Raw genomic sequence first — 17,426 nt, forward strand, 5'->3', positions numbered from 1 at the left:
TCGCGCGCGTTCTGAGGCCCGCTACCCAGTTGCGCCAAGCAGTATTTGACCGAGCCGAACAACCTCCGCGTTGGAGCGCACGAATGAGGTGCCGCGCCCCTCTTTGGTGAGGCGCACGGCGCCGTCATTGTCCTTGATTACCTCGAACCCCCGCGCGCGCAGCTCAATGAGAACAGCCAGCGCGTCCTTGCTCAGCGCTTCGCCGTTGGAGAACTGAGAAATTACCTTCGCCCATTGCGCGGCCTCGGCTCGTTCGGCCTCCAAAGCTTCATACCGTGCTACAAACGCCGCCTCTTCCATCAAGCCCGCGACGATGTTGGGAAGGTATTTGCGATCTTCGTCCAGCGCGAAGAATGCTTCCCCCATCTTGTCGACCCAGACGGAGCCATAAGGGATGAGCTTGGCCGCAGCTTGGCGGATTTCATCGTCAAATCTGACTAAAGCTTCCCAGCGCGTCATGCGGACCTCTCTGGCAAGACAATAACTATCCACAAACGCCTTTGGAAAGGCCCGCAGTGGACCGGCGGCCCCTCTTCGTCGTCATCGCAGTAGTTTCCGGTGCGTCATCAATCATTGCGACCGTGCTCCGGTGGATCTAGCGCCGGCGCTTCATCTGCCGACCTCCTCGACCAGAGCGACCGGGCATGCCCCTTAAGCTGTCCGGCTTCCCTCTGCGCCGCGGTGCATCCGTCACAGCCCTAATCTCGAACATCTGGGTCCCGCAACTATCTGGCGGCCAACCGCCGCTCTCGATAGCCCTTGATCATCGCGTCAGAGACGTCGGCCGGATAACAAAGCGACGCGGCCCCTCCAGGCCGGCTGTAGGCACTCCGTCCGACGCAGGCTCGACCATTGCGCATCCGATCGTCCGGGCACGCACAAGGGCGACCTTGGGCGTGGTGGGCCCTCCTGCTCTCCTCAATGAGCAACGCCGCGATCGCTGCGGCAGTCAGGACCTCGACCGTCCGAGCGGGCTCAGCCGTCTCAGGTGGCGCGGTCGGCGCCGCCTTTTAGGGCTTCAGAGCCATTTGCGCGGCCGGTAGAGCCAGACCGAGTGGGACGGCCGCTCGGGTTGGGTGCAGGTTCCGGAAGTCGCACGGGTGGCACGGACGACGGGGATGTTAACTGGGCCAATGCGGAGAGATTTCGGAGGCCGACCGCACGACTTACGCAGCGCGTGTCGGCGCTCATGATGACTTGGTGCTCTCGTTCGCCATCACGCTATGGATGGCGACGCAGGGGCCGGAGACGAGCGCTAGTGAGTTGCAGATTTGACCGATCTAAGGACTCAGGCCGCTCTGACGAACTCCCCCGCAAGTGACCTCGCATTTAAGTTTGCCACCAAACCGCCTCGAAACGTCCCCACGTCGAGCGCCTGCATGGTGATGACCCGGTGTAAGGTATCATTGCAGTCATTCTCAAACTGTCTGCGAGTAACCGGCAGCTCGTACAGACGCCGGCTCATGATAGTGCCGTGAGTAGGAACCTGCGGTTCGTCAGGTTCGAGCATCCGCGGGACCGTTTGATCGTAGACACAGAATGCTTTTTGTGGACTGCCTTTGTGCGTGCAGCGATCGGCCCGGATCTCCGAGCAACGGAATGCAAAAATCGCTAGTATCTTTTTGAATTGTCTGTCGGGTTTCACAGACAAGATGTCTTTTACGATCGCTTCGATCTCTTCGTTAGTTGCCCGCTCCCGTATAACGCTCAATCCATCCTTATACGCTTGGCCGAAGGCGTCCCGAGCGATCCGACCCGTGCCCTGGTCGACGTCAGTCGGATCCGTGAACATCCGATACAGTATCTCGCCATCATCAATGCGTCCCGGAGAACCAACGCCAACACTAAATTGCTCGCAGTGGCAGTCGGGACACTGCTCTTCGACTTTGGCAGCGGCATTCCTGAGGGCGTGATCCCTTAGAAGAGAGTGGCAGTCACACGAAGTCATGGGGCAAGGTAGGCAACTTCAGCTGATCACGAATAAATTGGTTAACGCCAATGTCTCGCGCGGCACCCTCTTGATACGCTGATCCCCCATCGTCTTTAGGTCGGCGGTAAAGCTCCACGACCAACCCGTCATCATCGCGGAACCTAATCGAGTAGAACGCCTCGGGGTCGTCGAACTCAAGAATTGCCTCGCCCTCTCGGCTGATCGTTGCGAGCGGATCCGGATGCCAACGTTCGAGGAAAGTTAGATACCGCAAGGCGGCGTCAATCGCCTTTGGCATTGGTGCTGCGGCGCCCCTGCTATCCCAGTCGGCTTTGTATTTGCCGAAGGTCTTGAGACGCGCCATTCCATGCTCAATTGACGCCCTATATCTACGCCGTCTCTGTCGAACCAGGTCTTGGTCCGAATATATTCCCGCCCGAGTAGTTGGCGTCCTCGGATCATCAATGGTCGGCGCGGCCGTGCTCATCAATAGAGCCAATCCGGCGAGGCCGACGCCCATGGCAAAAGGCCGCCGCCGTCCCTCTGTAGCCGGTGCCGTTTCATCGTAGAATTGAACAGCCGTCGTCGACGTCATTGGCTGATTCCCACCCGCTGCGCGACTTCGTCGCTTATGATGCTTTTGAACAGGCTAGTTGATCGCTGGTGCATAGATTCGAAGTTCGAAATCAAGTCTAATGCACTTCTCGGCTGCTCAACCTCTGACTGCGCAAAAAAATTATCCTGAACTGCCGTCATTATCGAGACTGAGCGTACTTGATTATCCGAATCTGCCGCGTCTGTTGCATCGACATTTACTTGAATGAGCCGCTGATCGGCGACGTCAGAAACCTCGAAAAAACCGGTATGCGAGTGAAACATCTCCGCACGGTTGTAAATATGGGGCGCCAACAAGTCGGAACCAGCTCGCAAAAGATCCAATGCTGCAGGGGCAATTTCCCCGTCGAAGGGTCGCCTGAAAACGTCCCTGTACTCCAGACGCAAACTTCCCACCTGAACAGCTTGTAGCGCGATTCCCAACGGTTCAGATAACATCGATCGGAGTTGAGACGAGAACGCCGCCCAACGGGTGTAGGTCGCCGTGTGATAAAGCAAGTACGCCTTCGCGACCGTGAGAGTCTCGGCAACAAACTGCGGGTCGGCCTCTTCCTCGGTTGTGTTCCTATAGAATCGGACCGCATCTGGCTCCAACTGTGGGGCCGGCGGAGCTACTCCGAATGCGCCGGGACTAAACCTCAAATGCAACCCCGTCTTGAGCTGAGACCGGGCGGTTAATCCGCAAGCGCTCGCGCGCGACTCAGCCTCACGGACAACACGGCGCCACAGCACCTCGGTCAGCGGCTCCGCAAAGTTTATCGCGGCGGAGGCCCCCTCAATGGAGTGGGCATGATGAAGGGGATTCCAGCTCAAAGTACGACTCGGCAGTTTGAACACACGACAAGCACCATATTCCCGAAACGATGCCGACCAAGCAGTAAATTTGGGCTGAAGCGTTGCAAACAAGCCCTGTAACGGGCCCTAACGATAGAAGTTTCCTCGATCTCACACTTGAGAAATCCGTGCGACCTGAATTCCCGGCAAAGTATTGGCCGGACTAAGAGAATTTTCATTTCGGACGCGCCTCATGCCGTCCACTGCGCTCCGCCAACGTCAAGCCGCCAGCCCAAGTCATCTCTACTATAATACCACTAGCGAGATAGAATCCGCTAGCCCAACCATCCCCGTCACGCTCTCCAGACCCGCCTCTGTCGCGATGTCCTCCTCGACAAGCGCGATCGAGGGCCGGCAATCCAACCCCGTTGTCGCTTTCCACGGCTAGACGCCGGCGATGCAACCCTGCCGGGCTCCCCGGAAATCGGACAAACGGCCGATCTCCTGCCCCTTTCGGTCCCCTTCGCTGCGGTGCGCGTAAAGCGAACTCCAGGCTGCGGTGTTGCGACCTAGACCTTTTGTCGGAGGACAGCCAGCGCCCCCTTCCAACTGCTCTTGCCCTCGCGCGTAAGTTGCGCTTCATATTCCCTTTCGACGGGGGGATTTCAGCATGCGCATTTTCATGGTGGCGGCGGCCTGCGCCACGCTGGCTGGATGCATGACGGCCGGCGAGACGGTTTCATTCAAGGCCTCCAACCCGCAGCAACAAGCTCTTATGCGGGACGGGCAGCCTGCCCTCGTCTCTCGACAGAAAAGCTCCGTGGTCCTCGTTCGACCGGCAGCCCGTCAGCTACAAGCGAACGGCCGACCCGTGTTCGTTGTAGGCATCAACAATCTAAGCCGGCAGCCTGTCGAGTTTCGGGTGGGACAAGTCGAGGCGATACAGCACGCCGCGGGCTCCGACTTCGAAATGAAGATCGTCACCTACGAGATGCTGGTCCAGGAGGAGAAGAATCGCCAGGTTGCGGCTGCTCTCCTCACTGGAGTGGCGGCCGGCGCCAACGCATATAGCGCCTCCCGCGCCGGATACGGCAGCTACACCACGCCGAGCGGACGAACGGGCACGTTCTACAGCCCGACCGCGGCGGCAATCGCTCAAGGCAACGCGGCTGCGCAGAACGAAGCGATGATCTCCGCCACAATAGAAACGGGCCAGCGCAATATGGCTGTGCTCGAGCAAGCGGTGATCAAGGACAATACGCTTCTACCCGGCGAATGGTACGGAGGCCAACTACACCTTGCGCCGCCGACCGATCAAGGCGGAGCTCAAAAGAGCTATACAATAGTGATCACCGTTGGGCCTGACCGCCATGTCATTGACGTCGCGCAGGGCCCCGCTGGAGCGTAGCGAAGGAGCTACGAGGCCGCGGCGCATCGCGGGATCAGCGGGACTCGGCTCTCCACCTAGCGGTTCAAAGTGGACTTGCTGATCCAGACGATCCGGCCCGCCTCGCTGATCGAAATCAGCTCCATAGGCGTTGCACCAGGCGGCCATTGCATCAGATTTGCCCCCGCAGCTAGCGAAAACTTGGCGCCTGGCCACCGGTTTTGCGGTTTGTTTGGGGAGGACCCGCTCAAACAATTGGGACGCCCTTGCTTGCCGAAAACCTGTGCATCAAAATTAGCGCTCAACTGGGATAAGTCTCGATGGCGAAGAAGGCCCGCAAGGCAAAAAAAGCGAAAAGTTCGGTAGTCTACCGGGTAACAGGCCGGCTTGGCCGGGTCACCGATTGGATGAAACCACCACGTCGAAAGGCGAAGAAAAAGAAATGAGCAGCGACAGAGACCCGGACAAGCAACGACCTCAAACTCAAGATCGATCGGGCAATAATGGAAGATCAGGCAACAGCCATACGGGACGCAAGGATTCGAATGAAATTCGAACGACCGATTGGGCTAAGCCCCCGCGGCCACCTAAGCCGCCGAAGGACAAGCACGAGTGAGTGACTGGAACGAGGACGAATACTACGACGTCAGCTTTGCAGTCTCAAAGTCACGGCGTTATCACGCCAAGATGTTCGAGTTCTACGACTGGGCGCACAATCTCGCTCGCGTCGCTACAGCATTGACTGGCACAGCGAGCTTCTTCGTTCTGCTAGCGACAGACGTAGGTGGTGTACGGACAGCCAAGTATCTCACCGCGATCGTTGCGATCGCAGCAACAATGGACAGCATTTTCCGCTACCAAAAAAAGGCCAGACGTCACGAAAAACTAACGAGGAAGTTTACTGAGCTTGCGCAGAGAATTGCGACTTGGGAAGCAACACCAACAAATCTTAAGAAGGCTAAGACCGATCGCCTGAAGATCGAAGCCACAGAGAGGCCCGTTCGGAGGCTGATCGATCTGCAGGCGCAAAACGAGGAAGCTCGAGCGAGAGGCGTCCCGGACAGCCATCTTGTGCCATTGAGCAGGTCTCAGCGAATGTTTGGGTACGTGTTCACGTTTGGCATGAGGCGGTTGGAACGATGGCACGCTTCCATGGCTGAGGCTGATACCCCAGTCGCACCTCTCGCACCCCCACAAGAGGCGCCGCATCCTCCTGGAGGAACGATCGGTAACTCATGATGCCCCAACAGGCCTGGAGCCCGATAGGAGCCATTAGTGGACTCTAGCTCAATCGTAATATCGAAGCGCGCTTAGAGCAGCCTTTGAAAGCACCTTGCAGGCAAAGCATGAAACCGTTTGAAGAACTGTTCGAGATCGCAAAAACTCTGCAGAATGCAGCCGAAGCCGCCAACACGAAAAATATTGCGGACTCCCTGAGAGACTTAGACTCCGCCGCGCGTGATGTAGGCGAGTCATTCTCTGGGTCGTGGTTGGGCTATCACTCGCGGGTCTATTATACAGATTTCGAGCCACCACCTGCAGGCGCACATTTCAGCCAAGAATGGGGCTTGAAATATCTCTCGTTCACTAGCCTCGGCTCGCGAGGAGATTGGCAGGAACAGCGATTCGACGACGTGGTCAATCTTATCGAGACAAAGGCAGGCAATCCCGACCTGGACCCGGCGAGGCAGGCCGCTCACGAGGCGAACGCAATCGCCAAAACCTCCAAATCCACCATTGAGTCCATCATCGAAGATGAATTGTCCGCCCAATCCGACCCGTTTCTATCAAAGCTCAAGGATGAGCTCGGAAGGCTGGAAACGGCCTCGAAGATGGACGTAGTGGAGCACTGGAAACCGAAGGGTCAGATAATGACCCGCGACACCACTGCGATCGGACAGGGCAGCCAAGTCCCGCCTCACATTGACGTCAGGGCTGACGTGGCAGCGATCCAGACAGCCTTCGCACTTTGCAATGAAATGTCAGATCTCGCGCGGAAAGCAGCCTCGCACCTTGAGCGGAAGGCAAAACGCAAAATGACGTCTGACCGCATCGGGACGAACGTTTTCATAGGGCATGGTCGTTCAAGTGCTTGGAGAGAGCTCAAAGATTTCATTCAGGACAGGCTTGGTTTGCCTTGGGACGAGTTCAACCGAGTTCCGGTGGCTGGTGTAACAAACATTGGTCGCCTCTCGGAAATGCTAGATGCGGCCGCCGTCGCTTTGCTGGTGATGACGGCCGAAGACGAGATGGCAGATGGCGGCATCCAAGCGCGCATGAATGTCGTGCATGAAGCTGGCTTGTTTCAGGGCCGTCTCGGCTTCACGAAAGCCATCTTGCTGCTTGAGGATGGTTGCGCCGAGTTTAGCAATGTCCAAGGCTTGGGGCAGATCCGCTTTCCTAAGGGCAAGATCAGCACGGCCTTCGAAGAGGTCCGGCGCGTTATGGAACGCGAAGGATTGGTCGAAGGGTAACGGACTACGTGCGCAGCGAGCGATACCTCAGGAGTGTTACGTTATGTCAACCGATGATAGCATCAAGGAATACGATGCTTTCAATCAGATCGGTCTCTGGCTTCCGATGCTTGTCAGTGGCAAAGGATCGATATCGGTGGAAAAGGATCGATTTTCGATCTGAGCGGCTCGCCTTCGAACGGCTCCGCGGATCAAGATTGCTATCCGAACCCGGGGCCCGAGCATGCAAGGCCTCATCCGAATTCCCGGCGCGCCAGCTTCCAACTTCGACACAGGCAAAGGGCGGACAGTGGTGGACCTCATCAATGTCGGCGACGAAGCCAATGGCTATGGAGAGGTAGTCGTATTAGAGATCGTGTTCACTCAGACTACGCCGGGCCAATACTATCAAGTCTTCGCAGTCGACTACGGCAGAGGAAGTTAGGCTCGCCAAGCGATGATTGTGACTGAAGTCCAAGACCAGGCGATAGCCGCGCGAATGGCGCTGATCGTAGGCGCAGACCGGTTCGATCGATTCTTCCGAGCCGCGCGGTTCGACGAAGTGGACGGCGACATTCTCTACGTTTACGCACGAGACGAGGACACGGCCGCAGAGATGGAAGACGAGTTCGCCCTGCACATTTCGATTATCGCCTCCAAGATCCTCGATCGCGAGATTAATGTAGTGCTCGTGCTTCAGCGGCAACTCATGAAATCCGCACGATAGCTGTCCACAGAGCTCCCCCGGAACAGGTGGACAAGCTCTACCCTGCAGATTTGCGAATCCCTGCTATGTGCTAAGCGCCGGAACGACAGGTTTGGACGGCGATTCCTTCCGCGTCCATGGGGTTCGCGAGATGTTGGTGGTCCGAGAACGAGGCCCCGCTTACCGGACGATTGAAGGCTGGGCGCGGTCGGTATTGTTGGAAGCTGGCGCCATCCGCCAGTGCGAGGAGCATGGTTGGATGAAAGATTGTGCCGATCCTCATGCCCGCGACCGCGCTTACGACATTGCCCGGCAATATCCTCCGGCCGGGGTGTCGCCAGAGTCGGCTACCTTGGCCGTTGCCGAGGTCCTGAACGGGATCGGTGATACCTGCCCCGAATGTCAGCCTGCCAGCGAACTCTGACGCGGCGATTTGGTGGTTTCCAGCTGCTAATTCCGCGGGCGAGACGTAGCTATTTCCGCTTTGTCTTCAAGAGCCGACGCGAAAGACCGCAGGTGCGCACGGCGGTTTTTCGGCCACAAGCGGAAGGCCCGGTACTGGTGCGTAATCATCGGTATCTGCGAAGATTTGAGCGGAGCAGCTTTTTGTCGAAGACCCCTCTCTCTCTTCAGGTCCGCAGTCATTCGAAATCGGAGGCAGAGTATACTCTCGCATCTTTAACGTCGTCGCGACCTGGACTGCCGTTGGCAATTTCGAGAACAGAAGTCTTCCATAAGCAATTGCAAGTCGGACAGGAAAGAAGAGAGACCCGTTCGGGTTGGCGACTTTTGAGTGCGTGATCGGTATTCGCTGAACAGATAGCCGATTTGACGAGTTCTTTTGGACAGTTCATGTCGCCCCAAGAAAGCGCGATTTGCGAGGGTCGCAAAAGCCGGGCTCGTTGTATTTATTCCGCGCGATTCCAGGAACGACAGTCTTGCAAAGAAATTCGCGACCTCAAGAGCTTGCGGAGAATCCCTGAGCTCGATCCTTGTCCGAAGAATGCTTGCGTCGTCCAGAAAACCATACAGTCTCTCGACATCAGCGCTGTTAGCGATTTTTCTTCTGCGCAATTTCTCGATTTCGAGGCAGAATTGATCAAAGATACCTTCTAGATCTCTCCACAATCCAGCGGCGGGCTGTAATGCCTCCACGAGATCGAAATAGCCTTTGCGCTTACGGAAATCAGCGTATTTTATGTGCTTCAAACTAGCCGGAACTGCGCATGTCTCGCAAAGGACAGGCAAGACTCGGATCCCGCCATCGGAGAGTTGCCTCATAACGCTGGAGTTTAGTTCTTCAGTAACCCAACGCGATCTTACCGAGGCGCGACTCAGAAGGACGACGAGTGTGTCACTCGCAGAAAGTGCAGAAAACACCTTCTCCACGATGGAGTCACCAACCGCGATCTGCCATTCGTCGAACCATACCTCAAAATCAAGTTCGCTAAGCCGACCGGCCAACTTGCGTGCAGCGGACTTGTCTTTTGAGGAGTGCGACAAGAATACCCGCGGCTTTGCCGCGCTTCCATGCCGTTGATCCGTTCGCTTCTTCGCTGGAGGCAAGATAATCATCTCAAGATAGAAAAACAGGTAATCTACGCGAATATCGTCTCTTTGCAACCGAAGGAAGGATGGCAATACCTTGGTGCGAACGTCACCAAGGTGGCCGCTGCGGCTGATCTAGCCTTACGATCGGCGTTCGCGCGCGGAGCGCGTCGAATCCGCCGCTCTCTAAGGGCTGGGTCCCAAATCCGCCGAGCGTTCCAAGGTGCGCACGCTGCCTTTAGGATCACCTCTTTAGGATGCCCGTATCGGTGTTTCCAAGCTGCCGCACGGCTACATCTGCAGCTGGCGTGTTGTACGCTGGCTCCCGTTCTGATCTGGACCAATTGCGCCCAATTTCTCCCCAGCGCTTCCATGCCTTCTTGCATTGGACGCGTTGGGGCCAGGTGAACCGCCTGGTCCGCTGAGTGCGGTCCCGTTCGATAGCGTTGAGCCACCTGGGCCACTCGCGCCAGCTGAGCTCGTACCTCCTGCAGATGAAGAACCTACCGAGCCGCTTCCTGAGCTTTGCGCCATTGAGAACGACGTTGTGCCCAGCAGAATTGTCACCGCGATCGCTAGAAGCTTCGTCCTTTTCCTCCGTCCGTCGCCAGCAGGGCTAGAACTGGCTCGCAATTCCTATCGCCGGCGTGCGAACCAGGCTCCAAGTAGAAACGCAACAAAGAGCGACCGCAAAGGCGCTTTCACTGTCACCTCGCGCAACTGATCGATCCATTGCATTCGATCAAGGTGAAGAAAGGGCTCACGGATACCTCTTTCCGACACCGAGTGTTGCGCTCGGCCGGAAGTCTGCTCGATCCTACCCTGCTCGTCCGTCAGCCCAGAGGCTTCCGTCATTGCCGAAGCATCCCTCATGTCCATACGCGTCCTCCTATCGTCGATGACGAAGAACAGGTCGCCTCCCCCCAGGTTCCTCCGCTCCGATCGGTCCCGAACTACGCCGATTTCCGGCGCGCGCCAGCCGCCGGCTTCTTCGCGGCGGCCTCCTTCGCTGGCTTCTTGCCGGCGATCGGCATCAGCATCTCCTTCTGCCCGCCGGACGCCTTCTTGGGCTTCTTGGCGGGCTTGGCGGCCCTCGCCGGCGCGGCCTCCTTGCCGACGGATCGGCGCAGCGCCTCCATCAGGTCGACGACGTTGGTCGATGCTGGCCGCTCCTTCGGCGTGATCGGTTTGCCGGCGCGCTTCTGGTTGATGAGCTCGATCAGCGCGGTCTCGTAGTGATCCTCGAACTTTTCGGGATCGAACCGGCCCGCCTTCTGGTTTACGATGTGCTTGGCGAGATCGAGCATGTCCTTCGTGACTTTGACGTCCTGAATCTCGTCGAAATACTCCTGCTCGCTCCGGACTTCGTAGGGGTAGCGTAGCAGCGTGCCGACCAGGCCCTTGTCCATCGGCTCGAGCGCGATGATGTGCTCGCGGTTGGTCAGCACCACCCGTCCGATCGCGACCTTGTCCATTTCCCGGATGGTCTCACGGATCACGGCGAAGGCATCGTGCCCGACCTTGCCGTCCGGGCGCAGGTAGTAAGGCCGGATCAGGTAGCGCGGGTCGATGTCGGACCTGTCGACGAACTCATCGATCTCGATAGTGCGGGTGGACTCCAGCGCGATCTCATCGAGCTCCTCTTTCGTGACCTCGATGAACTGATCCTTCTCGAGTTGATAGCCCTTGACGATGTCCTCGTTGGGCACCTCGTCGCCGGTATCGGCATCGACCTTCAGGTACTTGATCCGGTGACCCGTCGCCCGGTTGAGCTGGTTGAACGAGATCTTCTCGCTCTCCGAGGTCGCCGGGTAGAGCGCCACCGGACAGGTGACGAGGGAGAGACGCAGAAAGCCTTTCCAATTGGCGCGCCGTGCCATTTACGCGGTACTCCGAAACGACGCGGCTCGGATTCAAGACGAACGGCAGATGCCAGTTCCGACAGGCCAGCCTTTCCGAGCGAAGATTCATCCGCGCGCCCCCTCGCCGCCAGCGGAATCCAGCGGAAGGCCCATTGACCGGTTTGAACAAATGAAGAACAAATGTCTGCCGCTTGCGAAACTGCTGCGCCCGCCGAGGGCGATCTTGAGCTTGCCGCCGACCAGTCCATCGCAGCCTGCGGCGGAGCCCCCCGGGAGCCGGTCAAGGCGTTGTTGGTCGCCATCGATTTTCTCCAGGCCGAGGCCAACGTGCTGAGTGTGGCGGTCTCGAAAGGATATTCACGCGGGCGGCACGTCGATCGGCGCGACCGCAAGAGAGCGACTGATCGCGAGGAGACGACATGAGTTTGCAACGTCGATTCTTATCGGGGGCCGATCGCAAGGAGTGACTGAGATGGACGTTACCTACTACGTGGCGCTGCCGTTCCTCATGGCGGACGACGGGATCGCGCCCGGCGACGCGGTGGAGTGCCTCAGCGCCAACGCCGCCGTCGTGCGCGCAGAAGCGCTCTCGCGGAAACCAGGCTAAGCTGGCGCGGTCGCCTTTTCGCGGACCGGATCCGTCCAGCGGTGAATTCGGCGACGCCAAAGTCATCCGGAAATTCGGCGAGGTGCCGGACGATCTGAGTGCGCTCTAACGGGCGGCGACTCCGCTTCACTCTTCGCTTGGACCGGCGGCAAGTTCAGCGCGGTCTCGATCTGGGCGAGCAATGTCTGGATATTCTCCCGCTCGTTCGGCCCAGGATCGCTCTCCAGTCGCTCCAGGAGCGCCTGCTTTCGCGCGAGCAGCTTTGCGACCGTCGACATCGCGCCTCCCATGTTTGGCATCTACAAACGAGTTGGTGCGCCCGCGACGAACTTGCCAGTCCTGGCTCAGCGAGGTCCGGACGCTGCCCGGGCCGATTTCTTCTGGGCCACTATTTCGCCGGCGGCCGCAGCGGCCCGTCCACCCACTTCCGGGCGGCGGGATCGTGCAGCGGATCGCCGTCGCAATCGGGGCAGACGTAGCGCTCACCGCCTCTGGTGGCCTCGTCACGAACAAGTTTCATCGGCCGCCCACAGTGCGGGCACGGCTTCCGGATAGGATGCAGCAGCGACATTTGACTTTCCCCCGCCCAGGTCAGCGTAGTGCCGTCTGCCAGGCTGGCACAAGCGATGTCTTGACGTGAGCCTTGCCGACCACTGAAGATCGTGGTTCGGTGATGTTTGTGGGGTGGCGTCATGGAAGAGTTCTACAGCGGGTTCGCGCAACGCGCTCGATACCTCGCCGAGAAGGCAGACCCGTTCACACGCAGACGGCTGCTCGATTTGGCAAAGAGGTACGACGCCAAGAGCAAACCTTCCGGAAGCGCCCGGCCCCTCCCGCCACCACGCACAAGTCCGCCCTCCACGCTCTTCTCCGGCCCCGGCGAAGCATGAGGAAGGGCGGGCCCGCAGAGGTCAAATGCAACGCCTGCGGTGATCTTCCGGGCCGCTGTAGAGGCGCGGCGGCAAGGGGCGGATACCGAAGCCGGAGTGATCCCTACCGGAATTCAGCGGCCGACCGGCGTCACGACGGCCGCGGTCGCAACGTCGCCGAGCAGCACCCGGGCCTATCGGCGGCCTTGACGCTGTCAGGTCGATCCGAACCAGTCTGTTCGTGAACTAACGATCGCTCTTGCCGTTGTGCCGCATCCGCGCCGCTTTCGACTGCGTGCGCGGAGGGGACAACCATGAGGACCGCTTCGCGCCAGCATTTGGATCCAGGCAGCACCGAGGATCGAACCTACCTCGAGTCGCTGATCAAGGAGGATTTCGAGCGATGCCATCCCGATGACACGTTCGAGGACCTCAAGCGGCGGGCGTCGTTTTCCAAAGAGGACAAGGGACTGTTGCGGGACTGGATGGCGGTAGCAGCGGCTCGCGCCGCGGCCGCATCCACGGCCAAGGCATAGCCACCGTAGCGGGCTCGGCCGAACGATGGGAAGCTCACAACAACCACGGTTCAACCTGGCACGGCCCCGCCACCGAGCAGCTGCGAGACGGCGGCGGCCAATTGCGCCGGCGCAAAGGGCTTCCTGATCAGGACGCTGCCGTCGACGCCCTGCGATTTCCAGTCCGGCGCGCTGGCGCTAGTCATGTAGACCACGGGAAAGTCAGGCGTGATTTCCCTGATCTGACGCGCCAGCTCCCATCCGCTCATGCCGTCACCCAGGTTGACGTCCGTGAGCAGCGCCCGACACCCCTCGCGGCCGTCGCGAAACGTAGATATAGCCGCCTCTCCCGAATGGACCGAGCAGGCCTCGAAACCGCCGTTGAGCAGGGCGTCCTCGATGAAGCTGCAGATCAGCGCTTCATCCTCGACGACCAGATCACGAACGGTATTATCCACTTTCAAGCCTCAAGCGACCGGCACGCCGTAATAGGCATTCACCGAGCGCGTGGTCGCGGGGTCGCTCCAATTCCAACTGCTCTCGTCGGCGTATTTTGGGGCGCCACTGAGCTGGTCCTGGGTGATGCCGGTGACGTAGCCACCGAGGTCCGTGTCGTATTTCAGCGCCTGCCAGGGCAGCGGATAATGCTCGTCGCCGATGCCGAGCAGGCCGCCGAAGCTGAGCACGGCATACGACACCTTGCCGCTGACCTTGTCGATCATGACGCGCTCGATATAGCCGACCTTTTCCCCGTCGGCCCCGTACACGTTCGTACCCTCCACCTTGTCGCTGCCGATCAGATTGAACGTCTCGCGATCTTCCATGGCCATGTTGACCTCCTGGATGTTGTCTTCGGAAATCAACGGCGCGACGATGCCTCCGTTCCTGGCACAATCCGCGGCGGAATGTCGATTTCCCAAGGATGAAGCGGCCGGATCGGATGACGCGCCGCAATGTGCCGGACGAAGTCGGCGAGCGGAGTTAGAGCATGGAGTTGACCGATCTGGAGCGCGATTTTCTGAGGAAGCTCCTCGGCGAATCCTGGGTCAGCCCGCCGACGTTCGACCATGAAATCGTGGCGCGGCTCGTGGAGCTGGGTCTCGTGGAAACCGAACCGCTTCCATCCGGAGATACCGAGTATCGCATCACCAACGCCGGGCGAGCGGCGGCTACCGCGTGAACCACAGATCGGCGAGCCGCGGGCAGATCGGCGGAACGATAACCTTGCCACCCCATTGAACTGCAGGGACCGTCGCCCGCCGTTGAACTACGGCGCCTGTCGCGGATAGCCAAAGGTCTCACGACCCGCTATTCAGAACTAGCGCTCGCGAGGATAGCCAAAGGCGGCGGCCTCTCCGGACTTCCGTGTTCTCGAAGCCACGCGCCTAGGCGCCCGCCCGGCCTCGAGGGCCACCCCACACCCGCCTTATCTGCCCCTCAGCGAGAGACTGATGCGCGTTACGATGTCGTCCCACTCGCGCTCTTCGCTCGCCGGGTAGTTGGTCAGGACGCAGTGAATCAATCCGCTCGAGAAGTTGCACCGGTTGTACCAGACCTTGTCGCCCTTGTAGCTGGACACCGCAAAGAACCGAGGCGTCGTTCGCTTGTACTGAATGCGCGCGGGCGGATGCTTCTTTGCGAGAAATGCAGCGGGTGAATCGTTCGAGACGTTGGGTGCGGCCTGTATCGTAAGGTCGGCTCGGCCGTCAGCCGTCCGAAATCGCTGTCCGTAGCCATCCGGCCGGCCGGCTTCTTCGGTAAAGATCGAGGCCGGGAAATCCACCGATGTACCCGTCTGCGGGATGGAATAGGTCGTCCATCTCACCCGTTGAGCCGAGACCATGGAGCTCGAGGCGGCAAGTCCGAGAACGAGCGCCGACACCACCCATTGCATCGCGTCTCCTTCCAGGAGTCATGAAGACCCGACGAGCGGGGTCTCGGCTTCGATCATCATGGCTATCGATCGCCAACTACAACGTCACTGCTGATCCGGCTTCTTGGCCGGCGGAGCGCTCTTGTTTCCGTTCAGCCCCTTGATGTTGGACGTGTCCTGCTGCTGGACGGTCGGATTCCGCTGGTTGAGCGTGGAGCTGGAGCCGACCGTCTCTCCCGGTTTTGCCGCCGGGCCATTCTTGTTGCCAGGGTAACCGGCGATGCCAGTGCCCGAGTACTGCGCGCTCGGCGCGGATGAGACATCCGGTTTGCTCGTCTGGGCAAATGCAGCCGAAGCCGTCATCGCCAGGGCGAACACGAGAGCGCTCGCGATGGACCTCATTTTGACTCCTCCACTGTGAGTTTCGGATCTCGGATCGCGACTACCTGGAGCCTGAACGTGCGGTTGCGTCGTGCGTTCCTAGCTTCCGCACTCGTCAGGTCGCTCGACGTGGGTCCGAGAGCCCCTCAGGCCGACGCGAGGAACGGATGGCGGCTGACAACCAGCAGTGCTCGTCTTACCGTGCCAAAAAAGGGGCACGGACACCTATGTCAGCCGTTGGACCCCAGGTGAAGGAGCCCGGAGACAGGCTGACGCCGCGGAGGATGCGGTTTTTGTACGCCGATCGGCGAGCGCGCCGACCACGCAATTGCGTCAACACCGGCGGATATGGCGGTACGATCATGTGCAACTGAACAGCGCCGAGGCTACCGGCGCTCGAACAGGAATTGCTGCGTCTGGTGCTCGCCAGGGTCGGGGCTGCGCATCACCAACCTGTAACCCTCATGTGCTTCGACAAACGCTCCCTCTGATATCCAATTGCGCTCGTACCTAACAAGCTTTTCTTCAGAGGCAGGCAAGACTCCCGGACCGTTGTCGCTTAGGTAGGAAGTCTGAACTTCGCGTCTTGGTCCATCGCCGATCGGAACGCGATACCATGCCATTCTCGTCGCTCGGACCGCACAGAGCGTTTGGATAGTCTCGGTGGGGTTCGGGACATACTGGATGGCACCATTTGAGTGGACGAGATCAACACTCCCGAGCCAGTCGGCGGCCTGTTCGATTTGGTCGAAAAACCCCAACTTGTCGGTCGCAAGCACCTTCGCACGCCTCACCATAGCGGGCGTCTCAACTACTGCCCAGCGGATGTCTGGCGATTGCCGGCGGGCGGTCTTGTAGTGCACGCCCGCGCCCCCTCCGAAATCGAGCACCGCTTTCAGACCGTCGACCAACGGCCAGTTCGCCTGTCCGTGATAAGCGACTGTCTTACGATAGATGGTGTCAACCAACTCCTCGTTTTCGTAGCCTTCGATTGCGTCGCGCGGTGGAAAGAGCCGCCTTCGAAGCCTCTGGGTGAAACTCATGGTCGTCCCGGTACTTCATAGGATTTCCGATTGACACAATCAGAAACATTCAGAAATGTACAGCTAGAAAGCGAAGAGTTTTTCTAATCAACTCGCGCGGCACCCCCACGAAGGACCGAGCCGCATGTTGCGGGTCCCTCTTCACTTAGGGTGTTAGCTATGGGCGTTCTGCATACGATCGAGCATCGCCTTGTGAGGCCGGCACTACGTCGAATAAGGCCAGCGAAGCGCGTCGTCCTGGGTGGGATCACGGTCGATTATAAGAGCGAGCTCGATGGAGGCGGCATCGAGTTTGGCCAAGACTTCATTCCGTTTCTGCGCTCCCGTGGAATGCCTAAACAGCCTCGCCTCTTCGAGTGGTGCGCTGGGCCGGCATTTATTGGCTTTTCGATGTTGGGCCACGACTTGTGCGAAACGCTGTGCCTGGCCGACATCAATCCCGCCGCGGTGAATCGCTGTAAAAACACCGTCAGGCTGAATCACCTTGAAGCTCGGGTCGCGGTTTACGAGTCCAACAATCTCAGGAACATACCCAAAAGCGAGAGGTGGAATTTGGTGGTGAGCAATCCGCCTCACTTCATTGACCAGTATGAAGGCGATATCCGCGCGCACGACCCTGATTGGTCGATCCATCGCGAGTTCTTTAACACGATACATCCCCATCTCGCCGACGATGGCGTAATCGTTCTCCAGGAGAACAATCGCGGTTCAACCGTGGAAACTTTCCGCGAGATGATCGACGCGGCTGGCCTCGAAATTGTGTTCACTTACGGCGATCACAAAGAGCTGACGAACGAGAGCATTTTCTATTACATTGGCATCGTGAAGAAGGGAGCCGCCGCCCCTCATTGGGCGCGCTAGCT

The 17,426-nt window shown here is 59.0% G+C and carries 23 protein-coding genes and 1 pseudogene; 11 read left to right on the plus strand and 13 right to left on the minus strand.

From position 1 onward, the window contains the following. Positions 1 to 21: 21 nt before the first annotated feature. The 4 genes from ACVIIV_RS26020 to ACVIIV_RS26035 form a co-directional block, all read right to left on the minus strand. Complete coding sequence (locus tag ACVIIV_RS26020; RefSeq protein ID WP_456746689.1) at positions 22 to 459, minus strand: hypothetical protein; 438 nt, start codon at positions 457 to 459, stop codon at positions 22 to 24. 829 nt (positions 460 to 1,288) lie between these two features. Continuing rightward, positions 1,289 to 1,792 (minus strand): hypothetical protein, encoded by a 504-nt coding sequence (locus ACVIIV_RS26025; RefSeq protein ID WP_456746690.1) that lies wholly within the window; start codon positions 1,790 to 1,792, stop codon positions 1,289 to 1,291. Positions 1,793 to 1,934: 142 nt separating this feature from the next. After that, positions 1,935 to 2,294, minus strand: a complete 360-nt coding sequence (locus tag ACVIIV_RS26030; protein WP_456746691.1) for a hypothetical protein — start codon at positions 2,292 to 2,294, stop codon at positions 1,935 to 1,937. Between the two features lie 227 nt (positions 2,295 to 2,521). After that, the gene (locus ACVIIV_RS26035; protein WP_456746692.1) at positions 2,522 to 3,358 is read right to left on the minus strand and encodes a TIGR04255 family protein; all 837 of its coding nucleotides are present in this window, start codon (positions 3,356 to 3,358) and stop codon (positions 2,522 to 2,524) included. A gap of 631 nt (positions 3,359 to 3,989) precedes the next feature. Between ACVIIV_RS26035 and ACVIIV_RS26040 the strand changes: the two genes are divergently transcribed. The 5 genes from ACVIIV_RS26040 (at position 3,990) to ACVIIV_RS26060 (ending at position 7,886) form a co-directional block, all read left to right on the plus strand. Further along, positions 3,990 to 4,727, plus strand: a complete 738-nt coding sequence (locus ACVIIV_RS26040) for a hypothetical protein (protein WP_456746693.1) — start codon at positions 3,990 to 3,992, stop codon at positions 4,725 to 4,727. A gap of 299 nt (positions 4,728 to 5,026) precedes the next feature. Continuing rightward, positions 5,027 to 5,152, plus strand: a complete 126-nt coding sequence (locus ACVIIV_RS26045) for a hypothetical protein (protein ID WP_456746694.1) — start codon at positions 5,027 to 5,029, stop codon at positions 5,150 to 5,152. A gap of 166 nt (positions 5,153 to 5,318) precedes the next feature. After that, positions 5,319 to 5,945, plus strand: a complete 627-nt coding sequence (locus ACVIIV_RS26050; protein WP_456746695.1) for a hypothetical protein — start codon at positions 5,319 to 5,321, stop codon at positions 5,943 to 5,945. A gap of 107 nt (positions 5,946 to 6,052) precedes the next feature. Then, positions 6,053 to 7,180, plus strand: coding sequence for a TIR domain-containing protein (locus ACVIIV_RS26055; protein WP_456746696.1), 1,128 nt, complete (start codon positions 6,053 to 6,055; stop codon positions 7,178 to 7,180). Positions 7,181 to 7,658: 478 nt separating this feature from the next. Beyond that, complete coding sequence (locus ACVIIV_RS26060; RefSeq protein WP_456746697.1) at positions 7,659 to 7,886, plus strand: hypothetical protein; 228 nt, start codon at positions 7,659 to 7,661, stop codon at positions 7,884 to 7,886. A gap of 657 nt (positions 7,887 to 8,543) precedes the next feature. On the opposite strand, the gene ACVIIV_RS26065 is transcribed toward ACVIIV_RS26060, so the two are convergent. After that, a complete protein-coding gene (locus ACVIIV_RS26065) occupies positions 8,544 to 9,440 on the minus strand; it encodes a toll/interleukin-1 receptor domain-containing protein (RefSeq protein ID WP_456748827.1) in 897 nt (298 codons plus the stop codon). A 926-nt stretch (positions 9,441 to 10,366) separates the two neighbouring features. Continuing rightward, on the minus strand, positions 10,367 to 11,293 hold the full coding sequence (gene ku, locus ACVIIV_RS26070; protein ID WP_456746698.1) for a non-homologous end joining protein Ku: 927 nt from the start codon (positions 11,291 to 11,293) through the stop codon (positions 10,367 to 10,369). A 162-nt stretch (positions 11,294 to 11,455) separates the two neighbouring features. Here ku and ACVIIV_RS26075 point away from each other — a divergent pair, with 162 nt between their 5' ends. Together ACVIIV_RS26075 and ACVIIV_RS26080 are read left to right on the plus strand one after the other, a co-directional pair. Then, the gene (locus ACVIIV_RS26075) at positions 11,456 to 11,698 is read left to right on the plus strand and encodes a hypothetical protein (RefSeq protein WP_456746699.1); all 243 of its coding nucleotides are present in this window, start codon (positions 11,456 to 11,458) and stop codon (positions 11,696 to 11,698) included. Positions 11,699 to 11,747: 49 nt separating this feature from the next. Continuing rightward, a pseudogene (locus ACVIIV_RS26080) lies at positions 11,748 to 11,991 on the plus strand (hypothetical protein). Here the strand turns inward: ACVIIV_RS26080 and ACVIIV_RS26085 are convergent. Further along, positions 11,945 to 12,160, minus strand: a complete 216-nt coding sequence (locus tag ACVIIV_RS26085) for a hypothetical protein (RefSeq protein ID WP_456748934.1) — start codon at positions 12,158 to 12,160, stop codon at positions 11,945 to 11,947. The pseudogene ACVIIV_RS26080 and the gene ACVIIV_RS26085 overlap by 47 nt on opposite strands. 110 nt (positions 12,161 to 12,270) lie before the next feature. Continuing rightward, positions 12,271 to 12,402 (minus strand): hypothetical protein, encoded by a 132-nt coding sequence (locus tag ACVIIV_RS26090; protein WP_456746700.1) that lies wholly within the window; start codon positions 12,400 to 12,402, stop codon positions 12,271 to 12,273. Positions 12,403 to 12,574: 172 nt separating this feature from the next. On the opposite strand from ACVIIV_RS26090, the gene ACVIIV_RS26095 reads away from it, so the two are divergent. Next, complete coding sequence (locus tag ACVIIV_RS26095; protein ID WP_456746701.1) at positions 12,575 to 12,772, plus strand: hypothetical protein; 198 nt, start codon at positions 12,575 to 12,577, stop codon at positions 12,770 to 12,772. A 293-nt stretch (positions 12,773 to 13,065) separates the two neighbouring features. Next, positions 13,066 to 13,287 (plus strand): hypothetical protein, encoded by a 222-nt coding sequence (locus ACVIIV_RS26100; protein ID WP_456746702.1) that lies wholly within the window; start codon positions 13,066 to 13,068, stop codon positions 13,285 to 13,287. Between the two features lie 50 nt (positions 13,288 to 13,337). Here ACVIIV_RS26100 and ACVIIV_RS26105 read toward each other — a convergent pair whose 3' ends face one another. Further along, complete coding sequence (locus ACVIIV_RS26105) at positions 13,338 to 13,724, minus strand: response regulator (protein ID WP_456746703.1); 387 nt, start codon at positions 13,722 to 13,724, stop codon at positions 13,338 to 13,340. Positions 13,725 to 13,733: 9 nt separating this feature from the next. Next, positions 13,734 to 14,096: a PRC-barrel domain-containing protein gene (locus tag ACVIIV_RS26110; protein ID WP_456746704.1), complete on the minus strand. Its 363-nt coding sequence runs from the start codon at positions 14,094 to 14,096 to the stop codon at positions 13,734 to 13,736. 158 nt (positions 14,097 to 14,254) lie between these two features. Here ACVIIV_RS26110 and ACVIIV_RS26115 point away from each other — a divergent pair, with 158 nt between their 5' ends. Beyond that, the gene (locus ACVIIV_RS26115) at positions 14,255 to 14,446 is read left to right on the plus strand and encodes a hypothetical protein (RefSeq protein ID WP_456746705.1); all 192 of its coding nucleotides are present in this window, start codon (positions 14,255 to 14,257) and stop codon (positions 14,444 to 14,446) included. A gap of 246 nt (positions 14,447 to 14,692) precedes the next feature. Here the strand turns inward: ACVIIV_RS26115 and ACVIIV_RS26120 are convergent, their stop codons facing one another. From ACVIIV_RS26120 to ACVIIV_RS26130, 3 genes are all read right to left on the minus strand, one after another. Continuing rightward, positions 14,693 to 15,160, minus strand: coding sequence for a hypothetical protein (locus ACVIIV_RS26120; RefSeq protein WP_456746706.1), 468 nt, complete (start codon positions 15,158 to 15,160; stop codon positions 14,693 to 14,695). A gap of 84 nt (positions 15,161 to 15,244) precedes the next feature. Continuing rightward, entirely contained in the window at positions 15,245 to 15,541 is a 297-nt protein-coding gene (locus ACVIIV_RS26125; protein ID WP_456746707.1) for a hypothetical protein, read from the minus strand. A gap of 365 nt (positions 15,542 to 15,906) precedes the next feature. Then, positions 15,907 to 16,563, minus strand: coding sequence for a hypothetical protein (locus tag ACVIIV_RS26130; protein WP_456746708.1), 657 nt, complete (start codon positions 16,561 to 16,563; stop codon positions 15,907 to 15,909). Between the two features lie 159 nt (positions 16,564 to 16,722). Between ACVIIV_RS26130 and ACVIIV_RS26135 the strand changes: the two genes are divergently transcribed. Then, positions 16,723 to 17,424: a methyltransferase gene (locus tag ACVIIV_RS26135; RefSeq protein WP_456746709.1), complete on the plus strand. Its 702-nt coding sequence runs from the start codon at positions 16,723 to 16,725 to the stop codon at positions 17,422 to 17,424. Positions 17,425 to 17,426: the final 2 nt, after the last annotated feature.

This window comes from Bradyrhizobium sp. USDA 4354 (genome assembly GCF_054060315.1).